The sequence below is a fragment of the uncultured Roseicyclus sp. genome, assembly GCF_937892565.1.
GTDB lineage: Bacteria > Pseudomonadota > Alphaproteobacteria > Rhodobacterales > Rhodobacteraceae > Roseicyclus.
This window is the reverse complement of the sequence record NZ_CALAHQ010000076.1, coordinates 1-22,958: the sequence shown is the minus strand read 5'-3', so window position 1 is coordinate 22,958 and position 22,958 is coordinate 1. Positions and strand designations below refer to the sequence as shown.

At 63.9% G+C, this 22,958-nt stretch carries 22 protein-coding genes, 1 tRNA gene and 1 pseudogene; 17 read left to right on the top strand and 7 right to left on the bottom strand.

All coding sequences use genetic code 11. From position 1 onward, the window contains the following. A partial coding sequence (locus Q0094_RS11040; RefSeq protein WP_297619261.1) for a hypothetical protein occupies positions 1-517 on the bottom strand: 517 nt, incomplete at its 3' end. Between the two features lie 217 nt (positions 518-734). On the opposite strand from Q0094_RS11040, the gene Q0094_RS11035 reads away from it, so the two are divergent. The 6 genes from Q0094_RS11035 (at position 735) to Q0094_RS11010 (ending at position 7,738) form a co-directional block, all read left to right on the top strand. Beyond that, complete coding sequence (locus tag Q0094_RS11035) at positions 735-1,619, top strand: LysR family transcriptional regulator (protein WP_297619257.1); 885 nt, start codon at positions 735-737, stop codon at positions 1,617-1,619. A gap of 137 nt (positions 1,620-1,756) precedes the next feature. Beyond that, the gene (locus Q0094_RS11030) at positions 1,757-2,233 is read left to right on the top strand and encodes a formate dehydrogenase subunit gamma (protein ID WP_297619254.1); all 477 of its coding nucleotides are present in this window, start codon (positions 1,757-1,759) and stop codon (positions 2,231-2,233) included. Continuing rightward, positions 2,230-3,726, top strand: coding sequence for an NADH-ubiquinone oxidoreductase-F iron-sulfur binding region domain-containing protein (locus Q0094_RS11025; protein ID WP_297619251.1), 1,497 nt, complete (start codon positions 2,230-2,232; stop codon positions 3,724-3,726). The genes Q0094_RS11030 and Q0094_RS11025 overlap by 4 nt, the downstream gene beginning before the upstream one ends. Positions 3,727-3,826: 100 nt before the next feature. Beyond that, positions 3,827-6,739, top strand: a complete 2,913-nt coding sequence (gene fdhF / locus Q0094_RS11020) for a formate dehydrogenase subunit alpha (RefSeq protein ID WP_297619248.1) — start codon at positions 3,827-3,829, stop codon at positions 6,737-6,739. Continuing rightward, entirely contained in the window at positions 6,736-7,545 is an 810-nt protein-coding gene (gene fdhD, locus Q0094_RS11015; RefSeq protein WP_297619246.1) for a formate dehydrogenase accessory sulfurtransferase FdhD, read from the top strand. The genes fdhF and fdhD overlap by 4 nt, the downstream gene beginning before the upstream one ends. Further along, entirely contained in the window at positions 7,535-7,738 is a 204-nt protein-coding gene (locus tag Q0094_RS11010; protein ID WP_297619243.1) for a formate dehydrogenase subunit delta, read from the top strand. The genes fdhD and Q0094_RS11010 overlap by 11 nt, the downstream gene beginning before the upstream one ends. Positions 7,739-7,801: 63 nt before the next feature. On the opposite strand, the gene Q0094_RS11005 is transcribed toward Q0094_RS11010, so the two are convergent. The 3 genes from Q0094_RS11005 to Q0094_RS10995 are packed head-to-tail and all read right to left on the bottom strand — an operon-like array spanning position 7,802 to position 12,095. Further along, positions 7,802-9,010: an HlyD family efflux transporter periplasmic adaptor subunit gene (locus Q0094_RS11005; RefSeq protein ID WP_297619240.1), complete on the bottom strand. Its 1,209-nt coding sequence runs from the start codon at positions 9,008-9,010 to the stop codon at positions 7,802-7,804. 4 nt (positions 9,011-9,014) lie between these two features. Next, positions 9,015-11,372, bottom strand: a complete 2,358-nt coding sequence (locus tag Q0094_RS11000; protein ID WP_297619237.1) for an FtsX-like permease family protein — start codon at positions 11,370-11,372, stop codon at positions 9,015-9,017. 6 nt (positions 11,373-11,378) lie between these two features. Next, complete coding sequence (locus tag Q0094_RS10995) at positions 11,379-12,095, bottom strand: ABC transporter ATP-binding protein (RefSeq protein ID WP_297619233.1); 717 nt, start codon at positions 12,093-12,095, stop codon at positions 11,379-11,381. Positions 12,096-12,251: 156 nt separating this feature from the next. On the opposite strand from Q0094_RS10995, the gene Q0094_RS10990 reads away from it, so the two are divergent. Next, complete coding sequence (locus Q0094_RS10990; RefSeq protein ID WP_297619230.1) at positions 12,252-12,830, top strand: hypothetical protein; 579 nt, start codon at positions 12,252-12,254, stop codon at positions 12,828-12,830. Positions 12,831-12,904: 74 nt separating this feature from the next. Here the strand turns inward: Q0094_RS10990 and Q0094_RS10985 are convergent, their stop codons facing one another. Further along, positions 12,905-13,111, bottom strand: a complete 207-nt coding sequence (locus Q0094_RS10985; RefSeq protein ID WP_109670163.1) for a cold-shock protein — start codon at positions 13,109-13,111, stop codon at positions 12,905-12,907. Between the two features lie 278 nt (positions 13,112-13,389). Between Q0094_RS10985 and Q0094_RS10980 the strand changes: the two genes are divergently transcribed. The 6 genes from Q0094_RS10980 (at position 13,390) to Q0094_RS10955 (ending at position 19,313) form a co-directional block, all read left to right on the top strand. Then, the gene (locus Q0094_RS10980) at positions 13,390-14,769 is read left to right on the top strand and encodes a bifunctional enoyl-CoA hydratase/phosphate acetyltransferase (protein ID WP_297619227.1); all 1,380 of its coding nucleotides are present in this window, start codon (positions 13,390-13,392) and stop codon (positions 14,767-14,769) included. Further along, positions 14,760-15,926, top strand: a complete 1,167-nt coding sequence (locus Q0094_RS10975; protein WP_297619224.1) for an acetate/propionate family kinase — start codon at positions 14,760-14,762, stop codon at positions 15,924-15,926. The genes Q0094_RS10980 and Q0094_RS10975 overlap by 10 nt, the downstream gene beginning before the upstream one ends. Before the next feature lie 10 nt (positions 15,927-15,936). Beyond that, the gene (locus Q0094_RS10970) at positions 15,937-16,392 is read left to right on the top strand and encodes a DUF1499 domain-containing protein (protein WP_297619221.1); all 456 of its coding nucleotides are present in this window, start codon (positions 15,937-15,939) and stop codon (positions 16,390-16,392) included. Positions 16,393-16,423: 31 nt separating this feature from the next. Next, positions 16,424-17,479, top strand: coding sequence for a peptide chain release factor 1 (gene prfA, locus Q0094_RS10965; RefSeq protein ID WP_297619218.1), 1,056 nt, complete (start codon positions 16,424-16,426; stop codon positions 17,477-17,479). 83 nt (positions 17,480-17,562) lie between these two features. After that, complete coding sequence (prmC, locus tag Q0094_RS10960) at positions 17,563-18,414, top strand: peptide chain release factor N(5)-glutamine methyltransferase (RefSeq protein WP_297619215.1); 852 nt, start codon at positions 17,563-17,565, stop codon at positions 18,412-18,414. A 260-nt stretch (positions 18,415-18,674) separates the two neighbouring features. Then, a complete protein-coding gene (locus Q0094_RS10955) occupies positions 18,675-19,313 on the top strand; it encodes a DUF4167 domain-containing protein (RefSeq protein ID WP_297619213.1) in 639 nt (212 codons plus the stop codon). Positions 19,314-19,320: 7 nt separating this feature from the next. Here Q0094_RS10955 and rsmA read toward each other — a convergent pair whose 3' ends face one another. Further along, positions 19,321-20,160 (bottom strand): 16S rRNA (adenine(1518)-N(6)/adenine(1519)-N(6))-dimethyltransferase RsmA, encoded by an 840-nt coding sequence (gene rsmA / locus Q0094_RS10950; RefSeq protein ID WP_297619210.1) that lies wholly within the window; start codon positions 20,158-20,160, stop codon positions 19,321-19,323. 33 nt (positions 20,161-20,193) lie between these two features. Further along, positions 20,194-20,439, bottom strand: a complete 246-nt coding sequence (locus Q0094_RS10945; protein WP_297619207.1) for a hypothetical protein — start codon at positions 20,437-20,439, stop codon at positions 20,194-20,196. A 101-nt stretch (positions 20,440-20,540) separates the two neighbouring features. Between Q0094_RS10945 and Q0094_RS10940 the strand changes: the two genes are divergently transcribed. The 4 genes and pseudogenes from Q0094_RS10940 to Q0094_RS10925 all read left to right on the top strand — a co-directional run. Further along, positions 20,541-20,816, top strand: a complete 276-nt coding sequence (locus tag Q0094_RS10940; RefSeq protein WP_297619205.1) for a DUF2312 domain-containing protein — start codon at positions 20,541-20,543, stop codon at positions 20,814-20,816. A 244-nt stretch (positions 20,817-21,060) separates the two neighbouring features. After that, positions 21,061-21,136, top strand: a tRNA-Thr gene (locus Q0094_RS10935). A gap of 337 nt (positions 21,137-21,473) precedes the next feature. Then, a pseudogene (locus Q0094_RS10930) lies at positions 21,474-21,812 on the top strand (type I restriction-modification system subunit M N-terminal domain-containing protein); the annotation flags it as partial. 54 nt (positions 21,813-21,866) lie between these two features. Next, a partial coding sequence (locus Q0094_RS10925; protein WP_297619264.1) for an N-6 DNA methylase occupies positions 21,867-22,958 on the top strand: 1,092 nt, incomplete at its 3' end.

Here is a 22,958-nt window from a genome sequence, read left to right as displayed (position 1 = left end):
CGGCGTCGGTGCCGATCCAGAAATCATCGTCGGAAATTTCAACAAGCGTTGCCGGAAAGACCGCGCCGAAGTCGATCGGGGCGCCGGGTGCGAAGGGCCCCGAGGTGATCATGCTTTCCCCGACAATACGATCTTCCAGTGCGATCAACTCTGCAAGCGAGGTGGGCAGCGCAAAGCCGGGATCGGTGCTGGCAAGCAGGAAGATGTTGTCAGTGCGCTCGCTGTCGTCATAGACGATCAAAATCGTGATGATGGTGCCATCGTCCAGCAACACGTTGCTCAAGTAGGTTTCGTCATTTTCATCGTTGCCATAAGGGGCCACGAAGACCGGTGAGCTTGGCGGACCAAAGAGTGCCTCTGGCACGAAATCGTCGGAGTCGTCGGTTTCCGCATATTCATACTGCAGGATGCCATCCTCGGGCAGCGTGATGCTGAAATTGGTCGCGCCATCGAAGCCGGAGAAGTCCCCGTTGTCGTCCAATGGCAGTGCAATCCCGGTCAAAACGAACGTCGGCATCGGTATTCTCCTGTTGGTACGCGTCGCCGTTCACTTGGGCGGCGATGTTTCAAAAGATCATTCCTGAAAACTTTAGACACAAAGGCAGTCGTGGCCCAAGCTTTTTTTCCGCACGCCCGGTTTTGACGCGACCGACACCGATGCAACATGCCCGATGCTGGCCGTGTGATTGTCGATTTCTATTGAAAGTGACGCTTTTCATTGCAAACTGCCCCGCATGATCCACAAGCTTGAAATGTTCATCGCGGTCGCCAAGGAGGGGCATTTCGGACGCGCCGCCGAAAGCCTTGGGATCACGCAGCCGACACTTTCGACGGGCATAAAGCAGCTGGAGGAGGCGCTGGGCGTGCAGCTGATCTTTCGCGGTGCGCGCTACGGCGGGCTGACGCCGGAAGGGGCGCGTGCGCTGGTCTGGGCGCGCAAGCTGGTGGGCGACACGCGCGCCTTTCGCGAGGAAATGCGCGTCAGCCGCCATGGGCTGTCGGGCCATCTGCGGCTGGCGGTCATTCCCACGGCCTTGACATGGGCCGCGATACTTTCGGCGCATTTTGCGCAAGCCCATCCCAAGGTGCGCTTTACCATCTTGTCAAGAACCTCTACCGAAGTATTGAAAATGCTGGAAAATCTGGAGGTCGATGCCGGGCTGTCCTATATCGGCAACGAACCTTTGGGGCGCATGACCACCGCCCCGATCTATACCGAGCGCTATATGCTGGTCTGCCATGCCGACAATCCGCTGGCGCTGCAATCCGAGGTGACATGGGCCGATCTGGCCGCCGAAAACCTGTGTCTTTTGACGCCGGACATGCAAAACCGGCGCATCATCAACCAGTGTTTCATGGAGGCGGATGTGACGCCCGACGCGTTGGTGGAGGCCAATTCCACCCTCGTTCTGGCCGCAATCGTCGAGCAGGGCGGTTGGGTCACGGTGTTGCCCGGCGACATGGCCCGGTTTCTGGCCGCGGGCAAAGGGCTTGCGGTCGTGCCGATCGCGGGGGCGCATGTGGAACACAAGGTGGGCTTGGTCGCGCCCCATCGCCAACCCCACACCCCGGTGCTTGAGGCGCTGTTGCGCGCGGCCCAAGGCTTGGCGACCCGCTAGATCGGATCGGACGGGTCGCTTTCAGACATCACAGCGCCGCAGCTGCATCATTCGATTTCCCTATCGAATGACGGAATAACGATATTGATTTCTGATCACATGACAGGCCTAGTGGCCGGGCAATGCCGGAGCCCGCCATGACTGTCACAGCCCTTGCCCCAGCGCGCGAAATGCTGGCCGAAATTGATGCGATCATCGCCGATCACCTGCGGCTCGAGGGGCCGCTTTTGCCGATCCTGCATGGTCTTCAGGCCGCTTTTGGCTACATTCCTGCGGCTGCCCACGCGCCCATCGCCCAGGCGCTGAACATCACCCGGGCCGAGCTGCATGGCGTGATCAGCTTCTACCATGATTTCAGGGACAAGCCGGCGGGACGGCATGTCATCAAGATCTGCCGGGCCGAGGCCTGTCAGGCCGTGGGCGCGGCGGCGCTGTCGGATGCGGTGCTGGCCGGGCTGGGGCTCGATTGGCATGGCACCACGCGCGATGGGCGCGTGACGGTTGAGCCGGTCTATTGTCTGGGGCTGTGCGCCTGCGGGCCCGCCGCGATGGTGGATGGCGCGCTGAAGGGGCGTGTCAGCCCCGAGATGCTGTTGGCGGAGCTTGGCGCATGAAGATCTATGTTCCCCGCGATGCTGCCGCCCGCGCGCTGGGGGCCGACGCGGTCGCCGATGCCTTTGCGGCCTTGGGTCATGCGGTGATCCGCAACGGATCGCGCGGGATGGTCTGGCTCGAACCGCTTGTCGAGATCGAGGAGAACGGTCTGCGCCGCGCCTATGGACAGGTTGCGCCCGGCGATGTGGCGGGGATCCTTTCGGGCCGCGTCGACAGCCTTGGGCCGGTGGAAGAGATGCCGTTTTTTGCCCGCCAGACCCGGCTGACATTCGCCCGCTGCGGTCGGATCGACCCGCTGGATCTGGCCGATTATGCCGCGCATGGCGGGTTGGCGGGGCTGAAGCGCGCGCTGGATCTGGGCCCTGAGGGGATCGTGGCCGAGGTCAAGCACAGCGGCTTGCGCGGGCGCGGCGGCGCCGGATTTCCCACCGGCATCAAATGGGAGACGGTCGCACGCGCCACGGCGGATCGCAAATACATCGTCTGCAACGCCGATGAGGGTGACAGTGGCACCTTTGCCGACCGGATGATCATGGAAGGTGACCCGTTTTCCGTGATCGAGGGCATGGTGATCGCGGGGCTGGCCGTGGGGGCCACCCGGGGCTTTGTCTATATCCGCTCGGAATATCCCGATGCGATCGAGGTGATGAGCAAAGCCGTTGAAATTGCACGTCAGAACAATGTTCTCGGGCGCGTTCTTCATTCTTTGCATGAATTCGACATCGAGATCCGCGTTGGTGCCGGCGCCTATGTCTGCGGTGAGGAAACCGCGCTTTTGAATTCGCTCGAGGGCAAGCGCGGGGTGGTTCGTGCCAAGCCGCCCTTGCCCGCGCTGGAAGGGTTCATGGGGCGGCCCACGGTGGTCAACAACGTGATTTCGCTGGCCACCATTCCGGTGATCTTCGAAAAGGGTGCGGGCCATTATGCGAGCTTTGGTCTGGGCCGGTCCAAGGGCACGATGCCCATCCAGATCGCAGGCAATGTGGCGCGTGGCGGGCTGTTCGAGACGGCTTTTGGCATGCCTTTGGGCGTGTTGGTCCATGAGATCGCGGGCGGCACGGCCAGCGGGCGGCCGGTCAAGGCGGTGCAGGTGGGCGGGCCCCTGGGCGCCTATTTCGCACCGGCCAAATTCGACACGCCCTTTGCCTATGAAGAATTCGACGGGCAGGGCGGGTTGATCGGCCATGCCGGTGTCGTCGTGTTCGATGATCAGGCCGACATGCGTGCGATGGCGCGGTTCGCGATGGAATTTTGTGCGGTGGAATCTTGTGGCAAATGCACGCCGTGCCGCATCGGCGCCGTGCGGGGTGTGGAAACGATCGACCGGATCGCGGCAGGTGATGCCGGCGCCGTGCCGCTGTTGGTTGATCTGTGCGAGACGATGAAGCACGGCTCGCTCTGTGCGCTTGGGGGGTTCACACCCTATCCGGTGATGAGCGCGCTGGCGCAGTTCCCCGAGGAATTCGGGCTCGCGCGGGAGGCTGCGGAATGATCGTGCTTCGCCGCCTTTGGCGCCGACCCGCGGGGGGCGCTGCCCCCCGCACCCCCCGGAGTATTTCGAAAGCAAAGATGGGCAGGGAGGGCACAAGGCCATGAAGGATTTCATCATTCCCTGGGGCGATGACCGCGACATGGGCACGCCGGCCAGGCAGGGCGCGCCGGTCAGCCTGATCATTGATGGGTTCGAGGTGACCGTGCCCGAAGGCACATCGGTGATGCGGGCGGCCGCCATCGCGGGCATTTCGGTGCCCAAGCTTTGTGCCAGCGATAATCTTGAGGCCTTTGGCTCGTGTCGGCTGTGCGTGGTCGAGATCGAGGGGCGGCGTGGCACGCCCGCGTCTTGCACGACACCGGTGGCGGCGGGGATGGTGGTGCGCACCCAGTCCGAGCAGGTCAAAAAGATCCGCAAGGGGGTGATGGAGCTGTACATCTCGGATCACCCGCTGGATTGTCTGACCTGTAGCGCCAATGGCGATTGCGAATTGCAGGACATGGCGGGGGTCGTGGGCCTGCGCGATCAGCGCTACAGCCCGCCCGCGGATGGCATGCGCACCCATTTTGCTGCCCGCGACACCAGCGGGCAGGTCAACCCCGACTATCTGCCCAAGGATGACAGCAACCCCTATTTCACCTATGATCCCGCCAAATGCATCGTGTGCAACCGCTGTGTGCGGGCCTGTGAAGAGGTGCAGGGCACATTCGCGCTGACCATCGAGGGGCGCGGTTTTGACAGCCGTGTGTCGCCGGGCGGCGCGGGCGATGATTTCCTGTCTTCCGATTGCGTGAGCTGCGGGGCCTGTGTGCAGGCCTGCCCGACCGCGACCTTGCAGGAGAAATCGGTGATCGAGCTGGGCACGCCGACGCGGTCTGTCATCACCACCTGTGCGTATTGCGGTGTGGGCTGTTCGTTCAAGGCGGAATTGAACGGCGACGAGCTGGTGCGCATGACCCCCTACAAGCATGGCGCGGCCAATCGCGGGCATTCCTGCGTCAAGGGCCGCTTTGCCTATGGCTATGCCACCCATGCCGATCGCATTCTGAACCCGATGATCCGCGAGAGCATCGACCAGCCTTGGCGAGAAGTCGGCTGGCAAGAGGCGCTCGGGTTTGCCGCAGCCAGGATGCGGGGCATTCAGGCCAGGTATGGGCGCAAATCGGTGGGGGTGATCACCTCATCACGCTGCACCAATGAAGAAACCTATCTGGTGCAAAAGCTGACGCGGGCGGTGTTTTTGAACAACAACACCGACACCTGCGCGCGGGTCTGCCATTCGCCCACGGGCTATGGGTTGGGCCAGACCTTTGGCACCAGCGCCGGCACGCAGAATTTCGATTCCGTCGCGCTTGCCGATGTGGTGGTGGTGATCGGTGCCAATCCGACCGATGGGCATCCGGTTTTTGCCAGCCGCCTGAAAAAGCGGCTGCGCGCGGGCGCCAAGCTGATCGTGATCGACCCGCGCCGGATCGATCTGGTCAAGACGCCCCATATCGAAGCGGCCCATCATCTGGCCTTGCGCCCCGGCACCAATGTCGCCGTCGTCACCGCCATGGCGCATGTGATCGTCACCGAGGGTCTTTATGACGCGGAGTTCATCCGGGCCCGCTGTGATTGGGACGAGTTTCAGGATTACGCGGAATTTGTCAGCGATCTGCGCCATGCGCCGGAAATGATCGAGATGCTGACGGGCGTTGCGGCCGAAGATTTGCGCGCGGCGGCGCGCCTATACGCCACGGGCGGCAATGGCGCGATCTATTACGGGCTGGGCGTGACCGAGCATTCCCAGGGCTCGACCACGGTGATGGCCATCGCCAATCTGGCGATGCTGACCGGCAATATCGGGCGCGAGGGCGTGGGCGTGAACCCGCTGCGCGGTCAGAACAATGTGCAAGGCTCGTGCGACATGGGATCGTTCCCACATGAATTGCCGGGTTATCGTCATGTGAAAAACGCCGATGTGCGCGCGATCTTTGAGGGTGCCTGGGGCGTTGAAATCGACCCCGAGCCGGGCCTGCGCATCCCCAACATGCTCGATGCGGCCGTGTCGGGCGGCTTCAAGGGGCTTTATTGCCAGGGCGAGGATATCTTGCAATCGGACCCCGACACCCGCCATGTGGCGGCGGGTCTGGCGGCGATGGAATGCGTGATCGTCCATGATCTGTTTTTGAACGAGACGGCGAATTACGCGCATGTGTTCCTGCCCGGCTCCAGTTTTCTGGAAAAGGATGGCACCTTTACCAATGCGGAGCGCCGCATCAACCGTGTGCGCCGCGTCATGGCTCCGCGCAATGGCTATGCGGATTGGGAGATCACCCAGATGCTGGCCAATGCGATGCTCAAGGATGCGGGCCGCCCCTTGTGGCACTACACCCATCCCGCCCAGATCATGGAGGAAATCGCGGCCACCACACCCGGTTTCGCCAATGTCGATTACGCCATGCTGGAGGAACGCGGTTCGGTGCAATGGCCGTGCAACGACGCCAATCCCCATGGCTCGCCGATCATGCATGTCGACGGTTTCGTGCGGGGCCGTGGGCGGTTCATCGTGACCGAATACATCGCGACCGAGGAACGGACCGGGCCGCGCTTTCCGCTGTTGCTGACCACGGGGCGCATCTTGTCGCAATACAATGTCGGCGCCCAGACACGGCGCACGGAAAACACCATCTGGCATTCCGAGGATGTGCTGGAAATCCACCCCCATGATGCCGAGGTGCGCGGCGTGAAAGAGGGCGATTGGGTCAGGCTTGCCTCGCGCTCGGGCGAGACGAGCCTGCGCGCGCATCTGACGGACCGCGTCAGCCCCGGCGTGGTCTACACGACCTTTCACCACCCCACGACACAGGCCAATGTGATCACCACCGATTATTCCGACTGGGCCACCAATTGCCCCGAATACAAGGTGACGGCGGTGCAGGTGGGGCTGTCGAACGGACCGACCGACTGGCAGGAAAGCTATGACCAGCAGGCACGTCTGTCGCGCCGCATCTTGCCGGCCGCCGAATGAGGGCAAGCCGCTCCATGTCGGCGCGTTCCGTTGGGCCTGAGGGCGCGCGTGACGTCGCGCGCTCGCTGCCTGATGAAGTGCCGGTGGCTGTGACGTGCAACGGGTCCACGCAAGCGGTGATGATGTGCAGCCCCGCCGATCTGGAGGATTTCGCGCTGGGCTTTGCCTTCAGCGAAGGCTACGCGCGCCCCGATCAGATCGAGCGGATCGAGATACTGGATGTGCCGAAAGGCATCGAGGCGCGGCTTTGGATCGCCGAGGCGGCCGCCAGCGCGCTGGGGGCACGACGGCGCGCGAGTCTCGGCCCTGTGGGCTGTGGGCTGTGCGGGATCGACAGCCTGGACCAGGCGCTGCGCGATCTGCCGCTGGTGCGGGCCGAAACATCGCTGGACGTGACCGAGGCCGCAGGTGCGGCCGAGGCTTTGCGCGCCCATCAGCCCCTGCATGATCTGACCCATGCCGTTCATGCCGCTGGATTTCTGGTGCCCGGTCGGGGTATCGTTCTGGCACGAGAGGATGTCGGGCGACACAATGCGCTCGACAAGCTGATCGGGGCGGCGCTGCGGGCAGAGATCGACCCTGCCTGCGGCGCCGTGGTCATCACCAGCCGCGTCTCGGTCGAGATGGTGCAAAAGACCGCTCTGGCGGGGGCGGGTATCCTGATCGCGGTCTCGGCCCCCACGGCGCAGGCCCTGCGGCTTGCCGAACATGCGGGTCTGACCGTGGTGGCCTTTGCCCGCGGCGACCGGCTTGAGATTTTCACCCATCCCCATCGCATTATCGGAGGTGCGCCCCATGGCGGCTGACAAGCTTTTGCGCATGGCCAACCAGATCGCCACCTTTTTCGCCACCCAACCGGGCCGCGATCAGGCCGAGCGTGTGGCCGCGCATCTCAAGGATTTCTGGGGCCCGGAGATGCGGGCCGAGCTAAAGGCTTATGCCCTCGATCATGATGCCGATCTCAACGATCTGGTGCGCCGGGCGCTGCCGCTGATTTGACGCGCGGGCACGGGTTTTCGAAAACCCGTGCGGACGCGGTTTGCAAACCGCGTCCCCGCGCCCCTAAAGAGCGCGGCGATCCTGAACCGCCACGCCATCTGTGACGGCATCGCCGGGATGGGTGATGATCACCTCGCCTGCCGTAAGGCCATCGCGCACTTCGGCCATGCGTACGCCGCGCTGACCAAGTGTGATGGGCCGTTCGCGGGCACGACCGTGTTCGACCACAAAAACAGCCCAGCCGCTGTCGCGCCGGAAAACCGCCCCGAGCGGTACCTGAACCGCGCTGTCGGTTTCCCATTCCACGATCCGCAAGAACACCGCAAAGCCATGGCCAAGGCTGGGGCGCTGGCTGGTCGGTGTGACGATGCGAAACAGCGCATCCACCCTTTGTTCGGCGATGCCCAGCGCCGAGATGCGGGTTCGGGCGATGGGGTCGATCCGGGTCAGCACGGCCTCCAGCGCCGTCGCGCCGCCCCAACGTTCGACGATGGCCCGGGTGCCGGGGGCGATGCGCACCGCATCGGCAGACAATAGATCAGCCACGATTTCCAGATCGCCGGGGTCGCCGATGCTGACCAAGGGCGCACCCGGTTGCACGGGATGTTCGCTGATCATGGCAATGCTCAGCACCACCCCATCGACAGGTGCCACCAGTTCGATGCAACACCCCGCTGATGGGGCGCCTGCGGTGGGGCCCATCAGTGCCGCTTGCGCCCGGTCGAGCAGGCTTTGCGCCATGGCCGCGCGCGCGCGCGATGCGGCGACGGCGGCTTGCGCCACCACAAGGCGCTGGCTGATGCTTTCCATCTGGGTCATCGCGGCCACGCCGCGTTCGACCAGCGCGCGGGTGCGGTCGGCCTGCAGGCGGACATAGCCTTCGTCTTCTTCGGCCTGGGTCAGTTCGGCGCGTGCCAGATCAAGGGCGGCGGCGGCCTGCCTGATGGCCGCTTCGGCCTCCGCCCGGCTGCGGGCATCTAGCAGGGTGGGAATGGCGGGCTCGACGCGGGCCACCACGCTCGCGCCCGCCTGCACGGCGTCGCCAACCGCAACGGGGGCGCGGCGGGCCGTGCCGGCGATCGGGGCTGCCACCTCATAGATGTCACGGATGCGGGTCTGGCCTTCGGCGTCGATTGTGACCTGGAGGGGGGCGATGCCGATGGTGACCATGTCGACCGCAACGGGATGTTCGCGCAAGGCGATGTAGCCCAGCCCGCCCAACAGCGCCGCCCCCGCCAGCGCCAGCGTGATGCCCCCTTTGGTCCAGCCCATCATGCTACTCCCGTGTTTTCATGACGCCGACCAGATCCATCCGGTCGATCCGGCGGCGCACCACCAGCACCGATCCAAGGCTTGCGGCCAGAACCACAAGGCTGGCCCATGCGAAATTCGCAGGCTCCAGCACCAGCGGGATCGCATAGAGATCCGAGGTAAAGCCGCGTGACAGCGCCCGCGCGATCGCAGTGCCCATCACCCAGCCTGCGGGCTGGGCAATCAGCGCGATCACCATGGTTTCGCCCACCAGCACAAAGCTGACCTCGGCCCGGGAAAAGCCCATGATACGCAGGCTGGCCAGTTCGCGCGCGCGCTCCGACATCTGGATGCGGGCCGCATTATAGGCCACGCCGACCGTGATCAGCACCGCGATCACCGCATAGACGGTGTTCACCACCACCACATTCTCGCGGATCGTATCCTGAAAGCTTTGGCGGTTCCTGGTCATTTCAATCAGCCCCGCAGACATCGGCATGCCTTGCAACGCGGCATGCAGCGCGCCCATCGCATCGGGGTCGATCAGCACATTGGCCACGCTCATCCGGGCGCTGCGGCGAAACAGGCGGTCGATTTCGCCGATCTCGACATAGGCGCCCAGGCCGAAGTATTGCGCAACAAGGCCAGCCACGATCATGTCGTGGGTTTCGCGCGGGCCGGTGTGGAACACGACCTCGACCGGGTCGCCCACGCCCAGTTCCAATTGCCGCGCCAGACGATCCGACAGCAAGATGCCACCCGGGGCTGGGTCGACGGCCCGACCATCGGTGCCGATCACCCGGCTCAGATCGGCGCCTGCGGGTCGCGCTTCGATCGAGACGCGCTTTTCGCGCGGGCCATGGCGCAGGGTGACGGCGTGAAATTGCTGTGCCTCGGCCTGTATCACGCCGGGCAGACGGCGGATATCGGCCAGCGCGGTGTCCGGCACTTCGCCCGCCAGCAAGATCATCGCATCTTGCCGGTAGCTTTGGTTGAAGGCCAGGTCGATGATCCGGTCGAGCGCGCCGAACATGAAACCCGAAGCAATCACCGCCGCCGTGGCCGCCCCGAGGCCCAAGGCGGTCAGCGCGCTGCGCACAGGCCAGCGGATCACGCTGCGCCAGATCATGATGCTGGTCTGGTTGAGCGCAAGATGCGCCATCACCCGGTCGGCCATGGTGTGTCGAAAGGCCGGCGGTGCGGGCGGTTGCATCGCGATGGCCGGCGGCAGCCGGGCCGCCATCAGTGCGGCCCTGAGCGCGCCCGCCATGGTGGTGGCCAGCGCCGCCAGCCCCGACATGCCATAGACCCATGCCGGCACGCGGAAGATGAGATAGGGAAAATCAAAGAACTGCGCATATTGCCCGGCCATGGCGCGCGCAAGCATGCTGCCCGCGCCCCAACCCAGCGCCACGCCCAGCAGCGCGATCAGCCCCGCCAGAAGCAGATAGTGCAGCGCGATCCGACCATCGGGATAGCCCAGCGCCTTCAAGAGCCCGATCTGGGCGCGCTCCAGCGACACGATGCGGCTCATCACCATGCCGACCAGAAAGGCCGAGATGACAAAAAACACCGGCGGCACGACAACCGCCATGGCGCGCAGCTGGTCAATTTCGGTTGCCACGAAGCTGTCCGAAAGCTGACCATCGCGCCCATAGGCCCCAAGCCCGCCATAGGGATCGAGCAGCGCATCAAGCCGGGCCGTGACATCTTCGGGCTGTGTGCCGCGCGACAGGCTGAGCGACAGATGATTAAAGGCCCCGCTCATGTCAAAGGCGGCGGCCATTTCCGCCTCGGGCAGCCACAAGATGCCGAAACCCGCATTGTCGGGCATCAGCGCGCCCGGGCCGATGGTGTAGATGAATTCCGGGCTGACGGCCGTGCCGGTGATGATCAGCGCGCGACGCTGGCCATTGATATTGGCAAAAAAGCCATCACCGATGTCAAAGTCATTGGCGCGCGCGAAGGCATCCGAAACCATCACCTCGCCTGCGCGCTCGGGCGGCAGGCCCCGGCGCAGGATCGGCTCATTGAGCAGCGGATCATTGCCCGAGGGCCAGGACAAAAGCTGTCCCATCGCAAGATCGACCCGGTCGGGCAGATCGAGAACCGCCATGCCTTGAACCCGGGGCTCTGCGGCGATGACGCCCGCGATGGCACGAATGTCGTCCAACAGCCGCAAGGGCGCACGGCGGGTTTCGACAAAGATATCGGCAAAGCGGTTGCGTTCGTAATAGGCGCTGCGGGTGTCGATCAGCGCGCGGTGCATGCCAAAGGCGGTGAGCAAGATCGCCACCCCGCAGGCCAGGACCACCGCGATTGCCAGGCCCTGAAGCGCGAGCTTGCGGAAATCGCGCAAAAGCTTGATGTCCAGCGCATCCATGGCCCGTCACCAGCTGATGTCTTGCGGCGACAGGCGCGTGTCGTTCACCGCCACATCCGCGATCTTGCCATCGGCAAAGCGGATGACGCGATGGGCCATGGCCCGGATGGCGGCATTGTGGGTGATGACAACGGTGGTGGTCCCAAGGCTTGCGTTGATCTCGGCCAGAACCTCGAGCACGGCCACGCCGGTCTTGCTGTCAAGGGCGCCGGTTGGCTCATCGCACAGCAGCACTTCGGGCCGTTTGGCGATGGCGCGTGCAATGGCCACACGTTGCTGTTCGCCCCCCGACAATTCCGAGGGAAAATGATCGCGCCGGGCACCAAGCCCGACACGGTCCAGCGCCTCGGCGGCATCCATCGGGTCGCGGGCCACATCCGTGACAAGCTGCACATTTTCGCGTGCCGACAGCGAGGCGACAAGATTGTAGAACTGAAAGACAAATCCCACATGGTCGCGCCGGTAGCGCGTCAAGGCCCGGTCGCCCAACCCCGTCAGCTCAAGATCGCGAAACCAGACATGGCCCGATGTGGCATGATCAAGACCGCCCAGAATATTGAGAAGTGTTGATTTTCCTGATCCAGACGGGCCGAGCAATACGGCGATCTCGCCACGATAGAGCGCCAGATCAATGCCAGCCAGGGCATGCAGCCTGATGCCACCCGTCACATAGACCTTGGTCAGGCCTTCGGTGCGAAAGACGATCTGTGGGGGCGGGCTCATGATGGTTGGCCTTGTGGCATGGCGGCGGTGTGGCCGCGTTGATCTGCCTCAAGGGTGGGGTTTTGTTTGGTCGGGTCTTGCGGGGCATCAACACATGCGCGCGGTTTGGCCCTTATGGCGCAAGCCATGTTGGACATGGCGCGACAGGAGGCCCCGATGACCGATACCCCAGACCCGTCAAGGCCCATCACGGTGATCGATCTGCCCGAGGCGGTGGCGGTGTTCGACCGGGTGGAGGACCTGCAGGCGGCATTCTACGACTTGCGCACCCGTGGCTTCAGCCGCCATGACATCAGCCTTTTGGCACGCCACGACGTGCTGGAGGAAAAGTTGGGCCGCGCCTATTGGCGGGCCGATGATCTGGCCGATGACCCAAACGCACCGCGTGCGGCCTTTGTATCCGAGGATGCCATCGGCGCGCTGGAAGGCAGCATTGCGGGCGGCTTTTTCTATGTGGGCTCGATGATCGCGTTGGCGGCGATTGTGGGCCCGGCCAGCACGCTGGCCGCATCGATCGCGGCGGTGGCGATCGGGGGGGTGCCGGCGTCGGTGCTGGGTGTCTTGCTTGCGCGCCGCGCGGCCAAACCGCATCAGGCGTATTACGCCACCCAGATCGACCATGGCGGGCTGTTGCTATGGGTGCGTCTGCGCGACAAGACGCATGAGGATATGGCGGTCACGATCCTCAGGGCGCATTCGGGGCGCGACGTGCATGTGCATGGCTGGAGCTTGTGACGGCTCTGATCCGAGCAACGAAAAAGGGCGCAACCCTTGGCGCGCCCTGTCCCGAAACCCGAAGGGTTGCGTGATTACATCAGCTCGATGTTCACAGCGCTTTCGCGGCCATCACGGCCTTTTTCGAGGTCGAACTTGACCTTCTGGTTGTCGGCCAAGCCGGTCAGGCCCGAACGCTCGACGCCCGAGATGTGAACGAAAACATCCTTGGAACCGCCATCGGGGGCAATGAAGCCGTAGCCCTTGGTGGTGTTGAACCATTTCACGGTGCCAGTGGCCATATCCGTGTCTCCTGTCAGTTTCACGCTGCCCGCACCATGCGGCAGCCCGGCGTCACCCATGCAAGATCGAGAGCACAAGCCTTGCCGATGGGGCGAAAGACAGGGGTCGATAGAGTAGAGACAGCGAAGGGATCATGCGCTGTTTGCTGTCGAAAGTAAAGGGGAATGGATTGCACGCACAGGGGCCGGCGGCCTTGGGGGCATGATGTATGTCAAGGCTTGGCCGCCACCAGGGCCCTAGGCTTGGGTCTCGCAAGAACATCCGCACCGGAGCCACCATGACCCGCCTGATCAGCACGCCCTATGACGCCCTGACGATCGGACAGGAGGCACAGGTGTCGCGGCTGTGCCGGGCCGAGGATTTTCTGGTCTTTGCCCATTGCAGCGGCAATCTCAATCCCATGCATCTGCCCGCAGAGGATGGCGATGGTGATGGCCTGCCCGAGGCGGTGGCGCCAGCGGCATGGGTGGCGGCGCTGATCTCGGGGGTGGTGGGCAACCAGTTGCCAGGGCCGGGGTCGTTGTATCTGAGCCAGTCCTTGCGCTTTGTGGGGCGCGCGCAGGCTGGCGATACGTTGTGGGTGCGGGTGCGGGTCGCCCAAAAGCTGGGCGAGCGCGCCGTGCAGCTTGCGGCATCGGTCGAGGGACCGGGCGGGCTGGTCGCGGAGGGTGAGGTGGTCGTGCGCGCCCCCGATGCGCGGCGCCAGTTCGACAATATCGTGGTGCCGGGCCTGATCGTGCAATCGCATCTGCACTTCGATGCACTTTTGGCCCGCGCCGAGCCTTTGCCGGCGCTGCCCACGATCGTGATCTGTCCGGAAAGCCCCGATGCGGTGTTGGGGGCGGTGCGGGCGCGCGATCACAGCCTGATCGCGCCGATCTTTGTGGGCGCGCCCGACAAGATCGCCGCCGCCGCAGCCCAAGCCGGCGCCGACATTGCCGGGATCGAGATCGTGGCCGTGCCCGATCACCGCGCCGCCGCGCTGCGAGCGGTCGCCATGATCCACGACGGGCGCGGGCGGGCCTTGATGAAGGGGCATCTGCACACCGATCAGATGCTGCATGCGATCTTGCAAAAGGATGGCGGGCTGCGCACCAACCGGCGTCTGAGCCATGTCTTTGTCATGGATGTGCCGGGGCTCGATCATCTGATGTTTGTGACCGACGGCGCGATCAACATTGCCCCCGATCTGGACTGCAAGGTGTCGATCGTGCAAAACGCCATCGATCTGGCCCGTGCCTTGGGGATCGAGACGCCAAAGGTGGGCATTTTGTCGGCGGTTGAAACGGTCACGCCCTCGATCCCATCGACGCTGGATGCCGCGATCTTGTCCAAGATGGCCGAGCGCGGGCAAATCACGGGCGGTGTCGTCGATGGGCCGCTGGCGCTGGACAATGCGGTCGACCCGGGCGCCGCGCGGGTCAAGGGATTGACCGGGCTGGTTGCCGGCCGGGCCGATATCCTTGTCGCGCCGAACATGGAGGCGGGCAACATGATCGCCAAGGAACTGACCTTTCTGGCCCATGCCGAAGCGGCGGGGGTGGTGATGGGGGCGCAGGTGCCGGTGATCTTGACCAGTCGCGCCGACAGCGACAGCGCGCGGCTTGCGTCCTGCGCGGTGGCCGCCATCTGGGCGGACAGCATCAGATGCCGCTGATCTTGACGGTGAATGCGGGCTCAAGCTCGATCAAATGCGCGCTCTATGCGGCCGCGCCCACCCTGGCCGAATTGGCCAGCGCCCAAATCGACGCAATCGGGCCCAACGCCCATGTGTTGATCGCTGCCGCGGGCCAGCGCAGGGGCCATGCCATCGGGGCTGTCGATCACGCGGGCGGGTTTGTTCAGATCATCGCGGCGCTGCAGGCCCTGAGCGATGGCCGTCAGATCGCGGCGGTTGGCCATCGGATCGTGCATGGAGGTGCCGGGATCGACGGGCCGCGCGTGCTGAACGACGCGGTGATGGCCGAGCTTGCGGCGCTGGCGCCACTGGCCCCGCTGCACCAGCCCCACAACCTGGCCGGGGTGCACGCCACGCGCAAAGCCTTTCCCACGGCGCTTCAAGTGGGGGCCTTTGACACGGCCTTTCATCGGGGCCATGACCGCGTTCAGGATATGTATGCGTTGCCCCGCCGCTATTACGCGCAAGGCATCCGGCGCTACGGCTTTCATGGCTTGAGCTATGCCTCGATCGCCGGACAATTGGCTGTTGCGCATCCCGATCTGGCCCAAGGCCGGGTGATCGTGGCGCATCTGGGCAACGGGGCGTCGCTTTGTGCGATGGCGGGCGGGCGGTCGGTGGCCTCGAGCATGGGGTTTTCGGCGCTCGACGGGTTGCCGATGGGCACGCGGGTGGGCCAGCTCGATCCCGGTGTGGTGCTGTATCTTTTGGGGCAGGGGATGGATGCTGCGGCGCTGACGCGGCTTTTCTATGAGGAAAGCGGGCTCAAGGGCCTGTCGGGGATCAGCCATGACATGCGGGTGTTGCTGGCCTCCGATGCGCCCGAGGCGGCCGATGCCATCGCCTATTTCACCGCCCGCCTGACCCGCGAGATCGGCGCGATGGCGGCTGTGCTGGGTGGCATCGATGCGCTGGTCTTTACCGGCGGGATCGGCGAAAACGCCGCGCCGATCCGTGCCAGCGCATTGGAACCGCTGGCCTTCATCGGGCTGGAGGTGGATGGCCCTGCCAATGCGGCGCATGCCGCCGTGATCCACAAGGGGGCGGTGCCGATCCTTGTGATGGCCACCGATGAAGAACGGATCATCGCGCAGGCGGCGCGGGATGCCCTCTTGACGCGCGGCGGCGCAGGGTGAAGGTGGTGCCATGCGCGTGGGATTGATCTTGTTTGCTGTGGGTCTGGCGGTTGTTCTGGCAGCCGCGGTATGGTTTCGCGTGGTGCCGATGCCGGCCGACACATGGCATGTGGAGCCCGCCGACATAACGCCGCCCGGCCGCCCGAACCATGATCTGCGGGTGGGCGCGCGCGCCCCCGTTCTTGAGGCCAGCCCCGAGGTGGCCGCGGCCATGCTTGCGGATGTGGCAGCGTCCGAGGGGGCTGTCATCATCGCGGGCGATCCGGCGTCGGGTCATGTGACCTATGTGGTGCGCTCGGCGGTGATGGGCTTTCCCGATGCGATTTCGGTGCGGCTGGTGCCGGTCGGGGACGGCACCCGGATCGAGATGTTTTCGCGCGCGCGCTTTGGATATTCCGACATGGGTGTGAACACGGCCCGCATGGACCGCTGGATCGCCGCCATGCGCGCGCAGACGGGCCCTTGACCCCACGGCGTTGCGCGGTCACATCGCGGCCATGTTGCCACAGGACCGCCTGATCCAGATCACCGAACGCTTCGAGTATCTCGAGGCGCGATTGAACGCGGGCCCCGAGGCCTCGGAAATTGCGCGCATCAGTCGGGAATATGCCGATCTCAAGCCCGTGGTCATCCAGATCGACGCATGGCGCCGCCTGCTGGCCGACATCGCCGAGGCCGAAGCGATGCTGAGCGATCCCGAGATGCGTGGTCTGGCCGAAGAGGAACTGCCGCGTCTGCGCGCGGGGCTGCCCGTGGCGGAAAAGGCATTGCAACTGGCGCTTTTGCCAAAAGATGCCGCCGATGCGCGGCCCGCGATGATCGAGATCCGCCCCGGCACCGGCGGGGATGAGGCGGCGCTGTTTGCGGGCGATCTGTTGCGGATGTATCTGCGCCACGCCGAGACCAAGGGCTGGCAGGTGGACATCGTCGATCTGCAGCAGACCGAATTGGGCGGCATCCGCGAGGTGACCGCGCGCATCGAAGGCGAGGGAGTATTCGCGCGGCTGAAATACGAATCCGGTGTGCATCGGGTGCAGCGTGTGCCGGAAACGGAATCGGGCGGGCGCATTCATACGTCGGCGGCCACTGTCGCCGTCCTGCCCGAGGCCGACGCGGTCGAAATCGACATTCCCGCGACCGATATCCGCATCGACACGATGCGATCTTCGGGCGCGGGCGGGCAGCATGTGAACACCACGGATTCGGCAGTGCGCATCACCCATCTGCCCAGCGGCATCGTGGTCACCAGTTCCGAGAAATCGCAGCATCGCAACCGCGAGATCGCGATGCAGGTGCTGCGTGCACGGCTTTATGATCAAGAGCGCCGCCGCGCCGCCGAAGCGATGGCCGCAGACCGGCGCGCGCAGGTTGGCACGGGTGATCGATCCGAACGGATCCGCACCTATAACTTCCCGCAAGGCCGCATGACCGACCATCGGATCAACCTGACGCTCTACAAGCTTGATGCGGTGATGAATGGCGATCTCGATGAGGTGATCGACGCGCTGACCGCCGATGCGCAATCGCGGCTTCTGGCCGAGATGGAAGGCTGAGGTCAGGCAGTGCTGCCGGCCTTTCGCCCGGGGGCGTGGCGGGCCATGCGTATTTCGGGAAAGATGATGGCAGGGGCGATGCGATGACGGTGAATGGTTGGCTCTCGGATGCGGCGCTGCGGCTGGCGCCCGTGATCGGGCCCGCCGTAGCGGCGCGGGAATTGCGTCTGATCTTGAGAAAGGCGACAGGCTGGTCTTCCGCGCAGCTTGGGGTGGCCGGGGGCACGACACTGCCCGCGCCGGCCCGGGCCGCTGCCGATGCAATGGTGCTGCGGCGGCTTGCGCGCGAACCCCTGGCGCAGATCTTCGGGGAATGGGGCTTTTTTGGGCGCAGCTTTCGGGTGACGCGCGCGACCCTGGTGCCGCGCCCGGATACCGAGACGCTGGTGGAACTGGCCTTGGCCGAACCTTTTGCGCGGCTGATCGATCTGGGAACGGGAAGCGGGGCCATCGCGGTGACGCTGCTGGCCGAACGGCCAGAGGCGCGGGGGCTGGCCAGCGACATCTCCGCCGATGCGCTGGCGGTGGCGGCCGACAATGCGCAGCGCCATGGCGTTGCGGGGCGCTTGGCCTTTGTGCAGGCCGATTGGTGGGCGGGCCTTGACGGGAGCTTTGATCTGGTGGTGTCAAACCCGCCCTATGTGAGCCAGGCCGACTATGTCGGGCTTGCCCCCGAGATCACCCTGTGGGAGCCGCGCGGCGCACTGACACCGGGGGGGGATGGGCTGTCGGCCTATCGCGCGATCCTGGCCCCGATCACCGCCTTTTTGTGCCCCGGGGGGCGCTGTCTGGTGGAGATCGGTGAGGCGCAGGGGCCCGCCGTGGCCGGGTTGTTTCGGGCGGCCGGGCTTGACGATGTGGTGCTGCATGCCGACATCAATGGCAAGGACCGCGTCGTATCCGGCCGCAAGCCGTCAGGCCGGATGGGTGGCTGAAATGGCGCAATGGGCCAAATTCCGGGCCAATCGGCGAAATCCGGGGCTTGGGGCCCGAAATTCGTGCAGTTGGGTCTTGTCAGAGCCCGCGCCACATGGTTATTCGACGGTGCGAATGGATTGGCCGATTTACCTTCCACCGCTGCTCTACCTCACATTCCGTGCCGTCACGCGCAAAGCGCCGGTGCGGGTGACGAGCGTTTCCGGCCCTTGGGCCCGGACCGCTTCCCACCCAGGACAACTGGAACCGTAAACAGCACATGAGATCATCGAAGAACCGCTCGCGGTCCAAGGGGAACCGCAATCGCTCGGTCGGCAATGTCGTCAACCGCGTGTTCGACTCATCCGGGCCCGAGGGCAAGGTGCGCGGCACCCCGCAGCAGATCATCGACAAGTACAATCAACTCGCGCGTGATGCGCAGTTGAGCAATGATCGGGTTGCGGCCGAGAATTTCCAACAGCACGCCGAGCATTATCTGCGGCTTCTGGCCGAGGCCATGCGCGAGCAAGACGCGCGCAATCCGCAGATGCAGGGCGGATCGGCCCGTGACGGGGATGATCGCACCGATGGCTACGGCTATGGCGACCAGATGCCGCCACAGGCGCAACCATACGCGCAACCCTCGGCGCAGCCGCATTTCCAGCATCATTTCCAGCCGCCGACCCCGCGTCAGCCCCGTGTGGAGCCCGAAGCGGCACGCACACCGGATGCGGCTGGGGCTTTCGGCTCGGTCATCGATGTCGAACCCGATGCGCCAGCCGGTCTTGTCGAAACACCCGAAGGCGCCCCCAAGCCCAAGCGCAGCCGGTCGCGGCGTCCCAAAAAGCCCGGTGAAGGCACACAGACGTCGGGTTCTGACGAGACATCGGGCGGCAATCCGCAAGAAGCCGTAGAATGACGCAAGCTTAGCCCGCCACCGCGCGGGCGAGCGCACAAAACCCCTCGATCGAGACCTGTTCGGCGCGTTCCGTTGGCGAAAGACCCGCGGCACGGATGCGATCCTCGATATCGGGCGTCAGCCCCTTGAGGGCAGCGCGCAGCATCTTGCGGCGCTGATTGAACGCCTTGGCCACCACGCGTTCCAGCACGGCCGGATCGGCGGGAAAGCGTGGTTCTGCCAGCGCCTGAAAATGCACGACGGCGGAATGGACCTTGGGTGGCGGGGTGAATGCCTCGGGCGGCAAGCTCAGCGCAATGCGCGCTGTGGTGCGCCATTGCACAAGGATGGCCAGCCGGCCATAGGCCTTTGAGCCGGGGACAGCGACGATCCGATCTGCCACTTCGCGCTGAAACATCAGCGTCAGGGATTGCCACAGCGGCGGCCATGCGGGCGGTGTGAGCCACCGCACCAACAGCTCGGTGCCGACATTATAGGGCAGGTTTGACACGATCTTGACGGGCGCGCCAAGATGTGCGGCCCAGTCGAGCGTCAGCGCATCGGCATTGATCACCTTGAGCCGGCCGGGATAGGCGGCCGCAATCTCATCAAGGGCGGGCAGGCAGCGCGCGTCTTTCTCGATGGCCACGACGCGGCGCGCGCCTTCGGCCAGCAATCCGCGCGTCAGGCCGCCGGGGCCGGGGCCCACTTCCAGCACGTCGCAGCCAGACAGATCGCCCGCCGCGCGCGCGATCTTGGCGGTCAGGTTCAGATCGAGCAGGAAATTCTGCCCCAAGGCCTTTTTCGCCGTCAGCCCATGGCTGGCAATGACCGAGCGCAGGGGGGGAAGATCGTCAATCGCGCTCATGCGAAAGCTCTGTCGGTGGTGCTGGGGCGGTGGTCAGCCAAGGAAGATGCCCATGACCACCGAGATCAGCCCCAGCACCGAAACCAGCAGCGCCCCCATGTTGATCGTCACGATGCGTTGCAGGCTTGAGCGCAGCTCCGCATCCGCAAGGCCCGAACGCTTGGCGGACACGGCAGCCCAGATGCAATATCCCAACGTCAGCATGCCGATCAGCGCCAAGCCGGTTCCGACATAGACTAGGGCTGCCATGCGCAAGATCCTTTCCGTACCATCAGGCATCTGACCTAAGCCAGCATCCTGGCGCTGGCAAGGGTTGTGGCGGGTCGGTCGGGGCGCTAGACGCTGTGCCTGATTTGCCCCTCAGCCTTGCGAGACTTCCGATGGACGAGACCCAGACCGAAACTGCCGACCGCCCCGACACCTACCGGGTTACCGCCGAAGAGCTGCGCCAGTTCATCGAGCGTATCGAGCGGCTGGATGCCGAAAAAAAGGACATAGCCGATCAGCAAAAGGAGGTCATGGCCGAAGCGAAATCGCGCGGCTACGACACCAAGGTGATCCGCAAGGTAATCGCACTGCGCAAGCGCGAGCCTGACGACATCGCCGAAGAGGAAGCAATGCTGGAGATCTACAAGGAAGCGCTTGGCATGCGCTGAGGCAGAGATCAAAAACCATCAGCCCATCAGGTGTTTGGTCGACCCCGCCCGGTGCTGATCGCGGATCGCCATCGGCCGGGTGCAAACCTGAGGCCATTCTTCGGTATGCAGCCCGCCAAGTACGAATGCCATGTGACCACGGCGATACACAGCGGCCCCACGACGGACCGCCATAACGGCGCTTCCGGACAGACCGCGCGCCCCGCTTGCACCCCGCGCAAGCATGGCGTATGACGCACGCGTCGCCCTTATAGCTCAGCTGGTAGAGCATCTGATTTGTAATCAGAGGGTCGGGAGTTCGAGTCTCTCTGGGGGCACCAAAAAATCAAATAAAATCAGTAAGTTAGATGAAAATTGATAGTCGGATTTTGTCGAACAAAAAGTTGTAAACAGTTATAAACTGCTTCGTGTCACGAGAGCGCCGTGCGGGACTCGGTTCGATCTGCTGCTCTCGATGCGGGGCAGGGACCGTTTCGGACCCGAAATGACGGAAAATCCTGCCCTCTTTCGTTGACCGCTGCTGCCAACTTGCTCAAAGTGGGCGTAATTTCTGGAATTAGGCAGGGTTGGATGAGCAGCGATATCAAGAACCTGAGTGCATTTGTTTGGTCCATCGCTGAGACCCTGCGTGGCGACTTCAAGTAATCCGAGTATGGCAAGGTGATCCTGCCCTTCGTGGTGCTGCGTCGTCTCGACTGCATCCTTGAAGCGTCCAAACCCGCTGTCCTCGACATGGCGTCATCATTACCCGAAGACATGGATGATGAGGCGCGGGACACCCTGCTTGCGGGCGTCGTTGGTCAGAACATGCGCCTTTACAACCTGTCGCGGTTCACCTTTGCGTCGCTCAAGGGGCAGGACCCGAAGGACATCCACAAAAACCTCATCGACTACATCACCAAGTTTTCGCCCAATGTACGCGACATCTTCCTCGACAAGTTCTTGTTCACCGATCAGTTGAAACGCCTCAACGACGCCGGGTTGCTCTTCCGCGTCTTCGACCAGTTCAGTCAGATCGACCTGCATCCTGATGCGATCTCGAATCTTGAGATGGGGTATTTGTTCGAGGAACTGATCCGCCGTTTCTCGGAAATCTCGAACGAAACTGCGGGTGAACACTACACCCCGCGCGAGGTGATCCGTCTGATCGTGTCCCTGCTGTTGATCAACGACAAAGATGGTTTGACGGGCACTGGCGTCATTCGTCAGGTCTATGACCCTGCGGCGGGAACTGGCGGTATGCTGTCCATCGCCGAGATGGAGATGAAGGCGCTGAACCCGCGCATTCGTGTCGAACTCTTCGGTCAGGAACTGAACCCCGAGTCCTTTGCGATCCGCAAATCCGACATGCTGGTGACGGGGCATAACCCCGAGAACATCGCCTTCGGCAACACGCTGACCCAAGACGCCCACCGGGGCAAACGCTTCCATTACATGCTGTCGAACCCCCCTTATGGGGTGGACTGGAAGAAATACGCCGACCCGATCAAGGACGAGGCGGACACGCTGGGCAAGAACGGGCGCTTCGGTGCGGGTCTGCCGCGTATCTCGGATGGTCAGTTGCTGTTCTTGCAGCACATGATTTCCAAGATGCGTAACGACGAACAAGGGTCGCGCATCGGTATCGTCATGAACGGGTCGCCCCTGTTCACGGGTGGTGCCGGGTCTGGCGAGAGTGAAATCCGTCGCTGGATGTTAGAGAATGATTGGGTCGAGGCGATCATCGCGTTGCCGACTGACCTCTTCTACAACACCGGCATTCAGACCTATGTCTGGTTGCTGACCAATCGCAAAGATGTGGCGCGACGCGGCAAGGTGCAACTGATCGACGCCAGCGGCGAACGGTTCTGGAAATCCATGCGTAAGTCGCTGGGGTCCAAGCGGCGCGAAATCACGGTTGAGGCGTGTGACGAGATCGCTCGCATCTATGCCGAGATGCTGAATGGTGATGGCGACTGGGGCGATGTATCAAAAATCTTTGCCTCGACTGACTTTGGGTATCGCGAAATCCGCGTGGAACGTCCGCTGAAACTCGCCTTCTCGGTCACGAAGGAAGGGTTGGAAGCGTTGCGCGATGCCAAACCCTTTCAGCGGTTGGACGAAGGTGAGCAACTGCAAGTGCTGGATGCGCTTCTGGTCCAC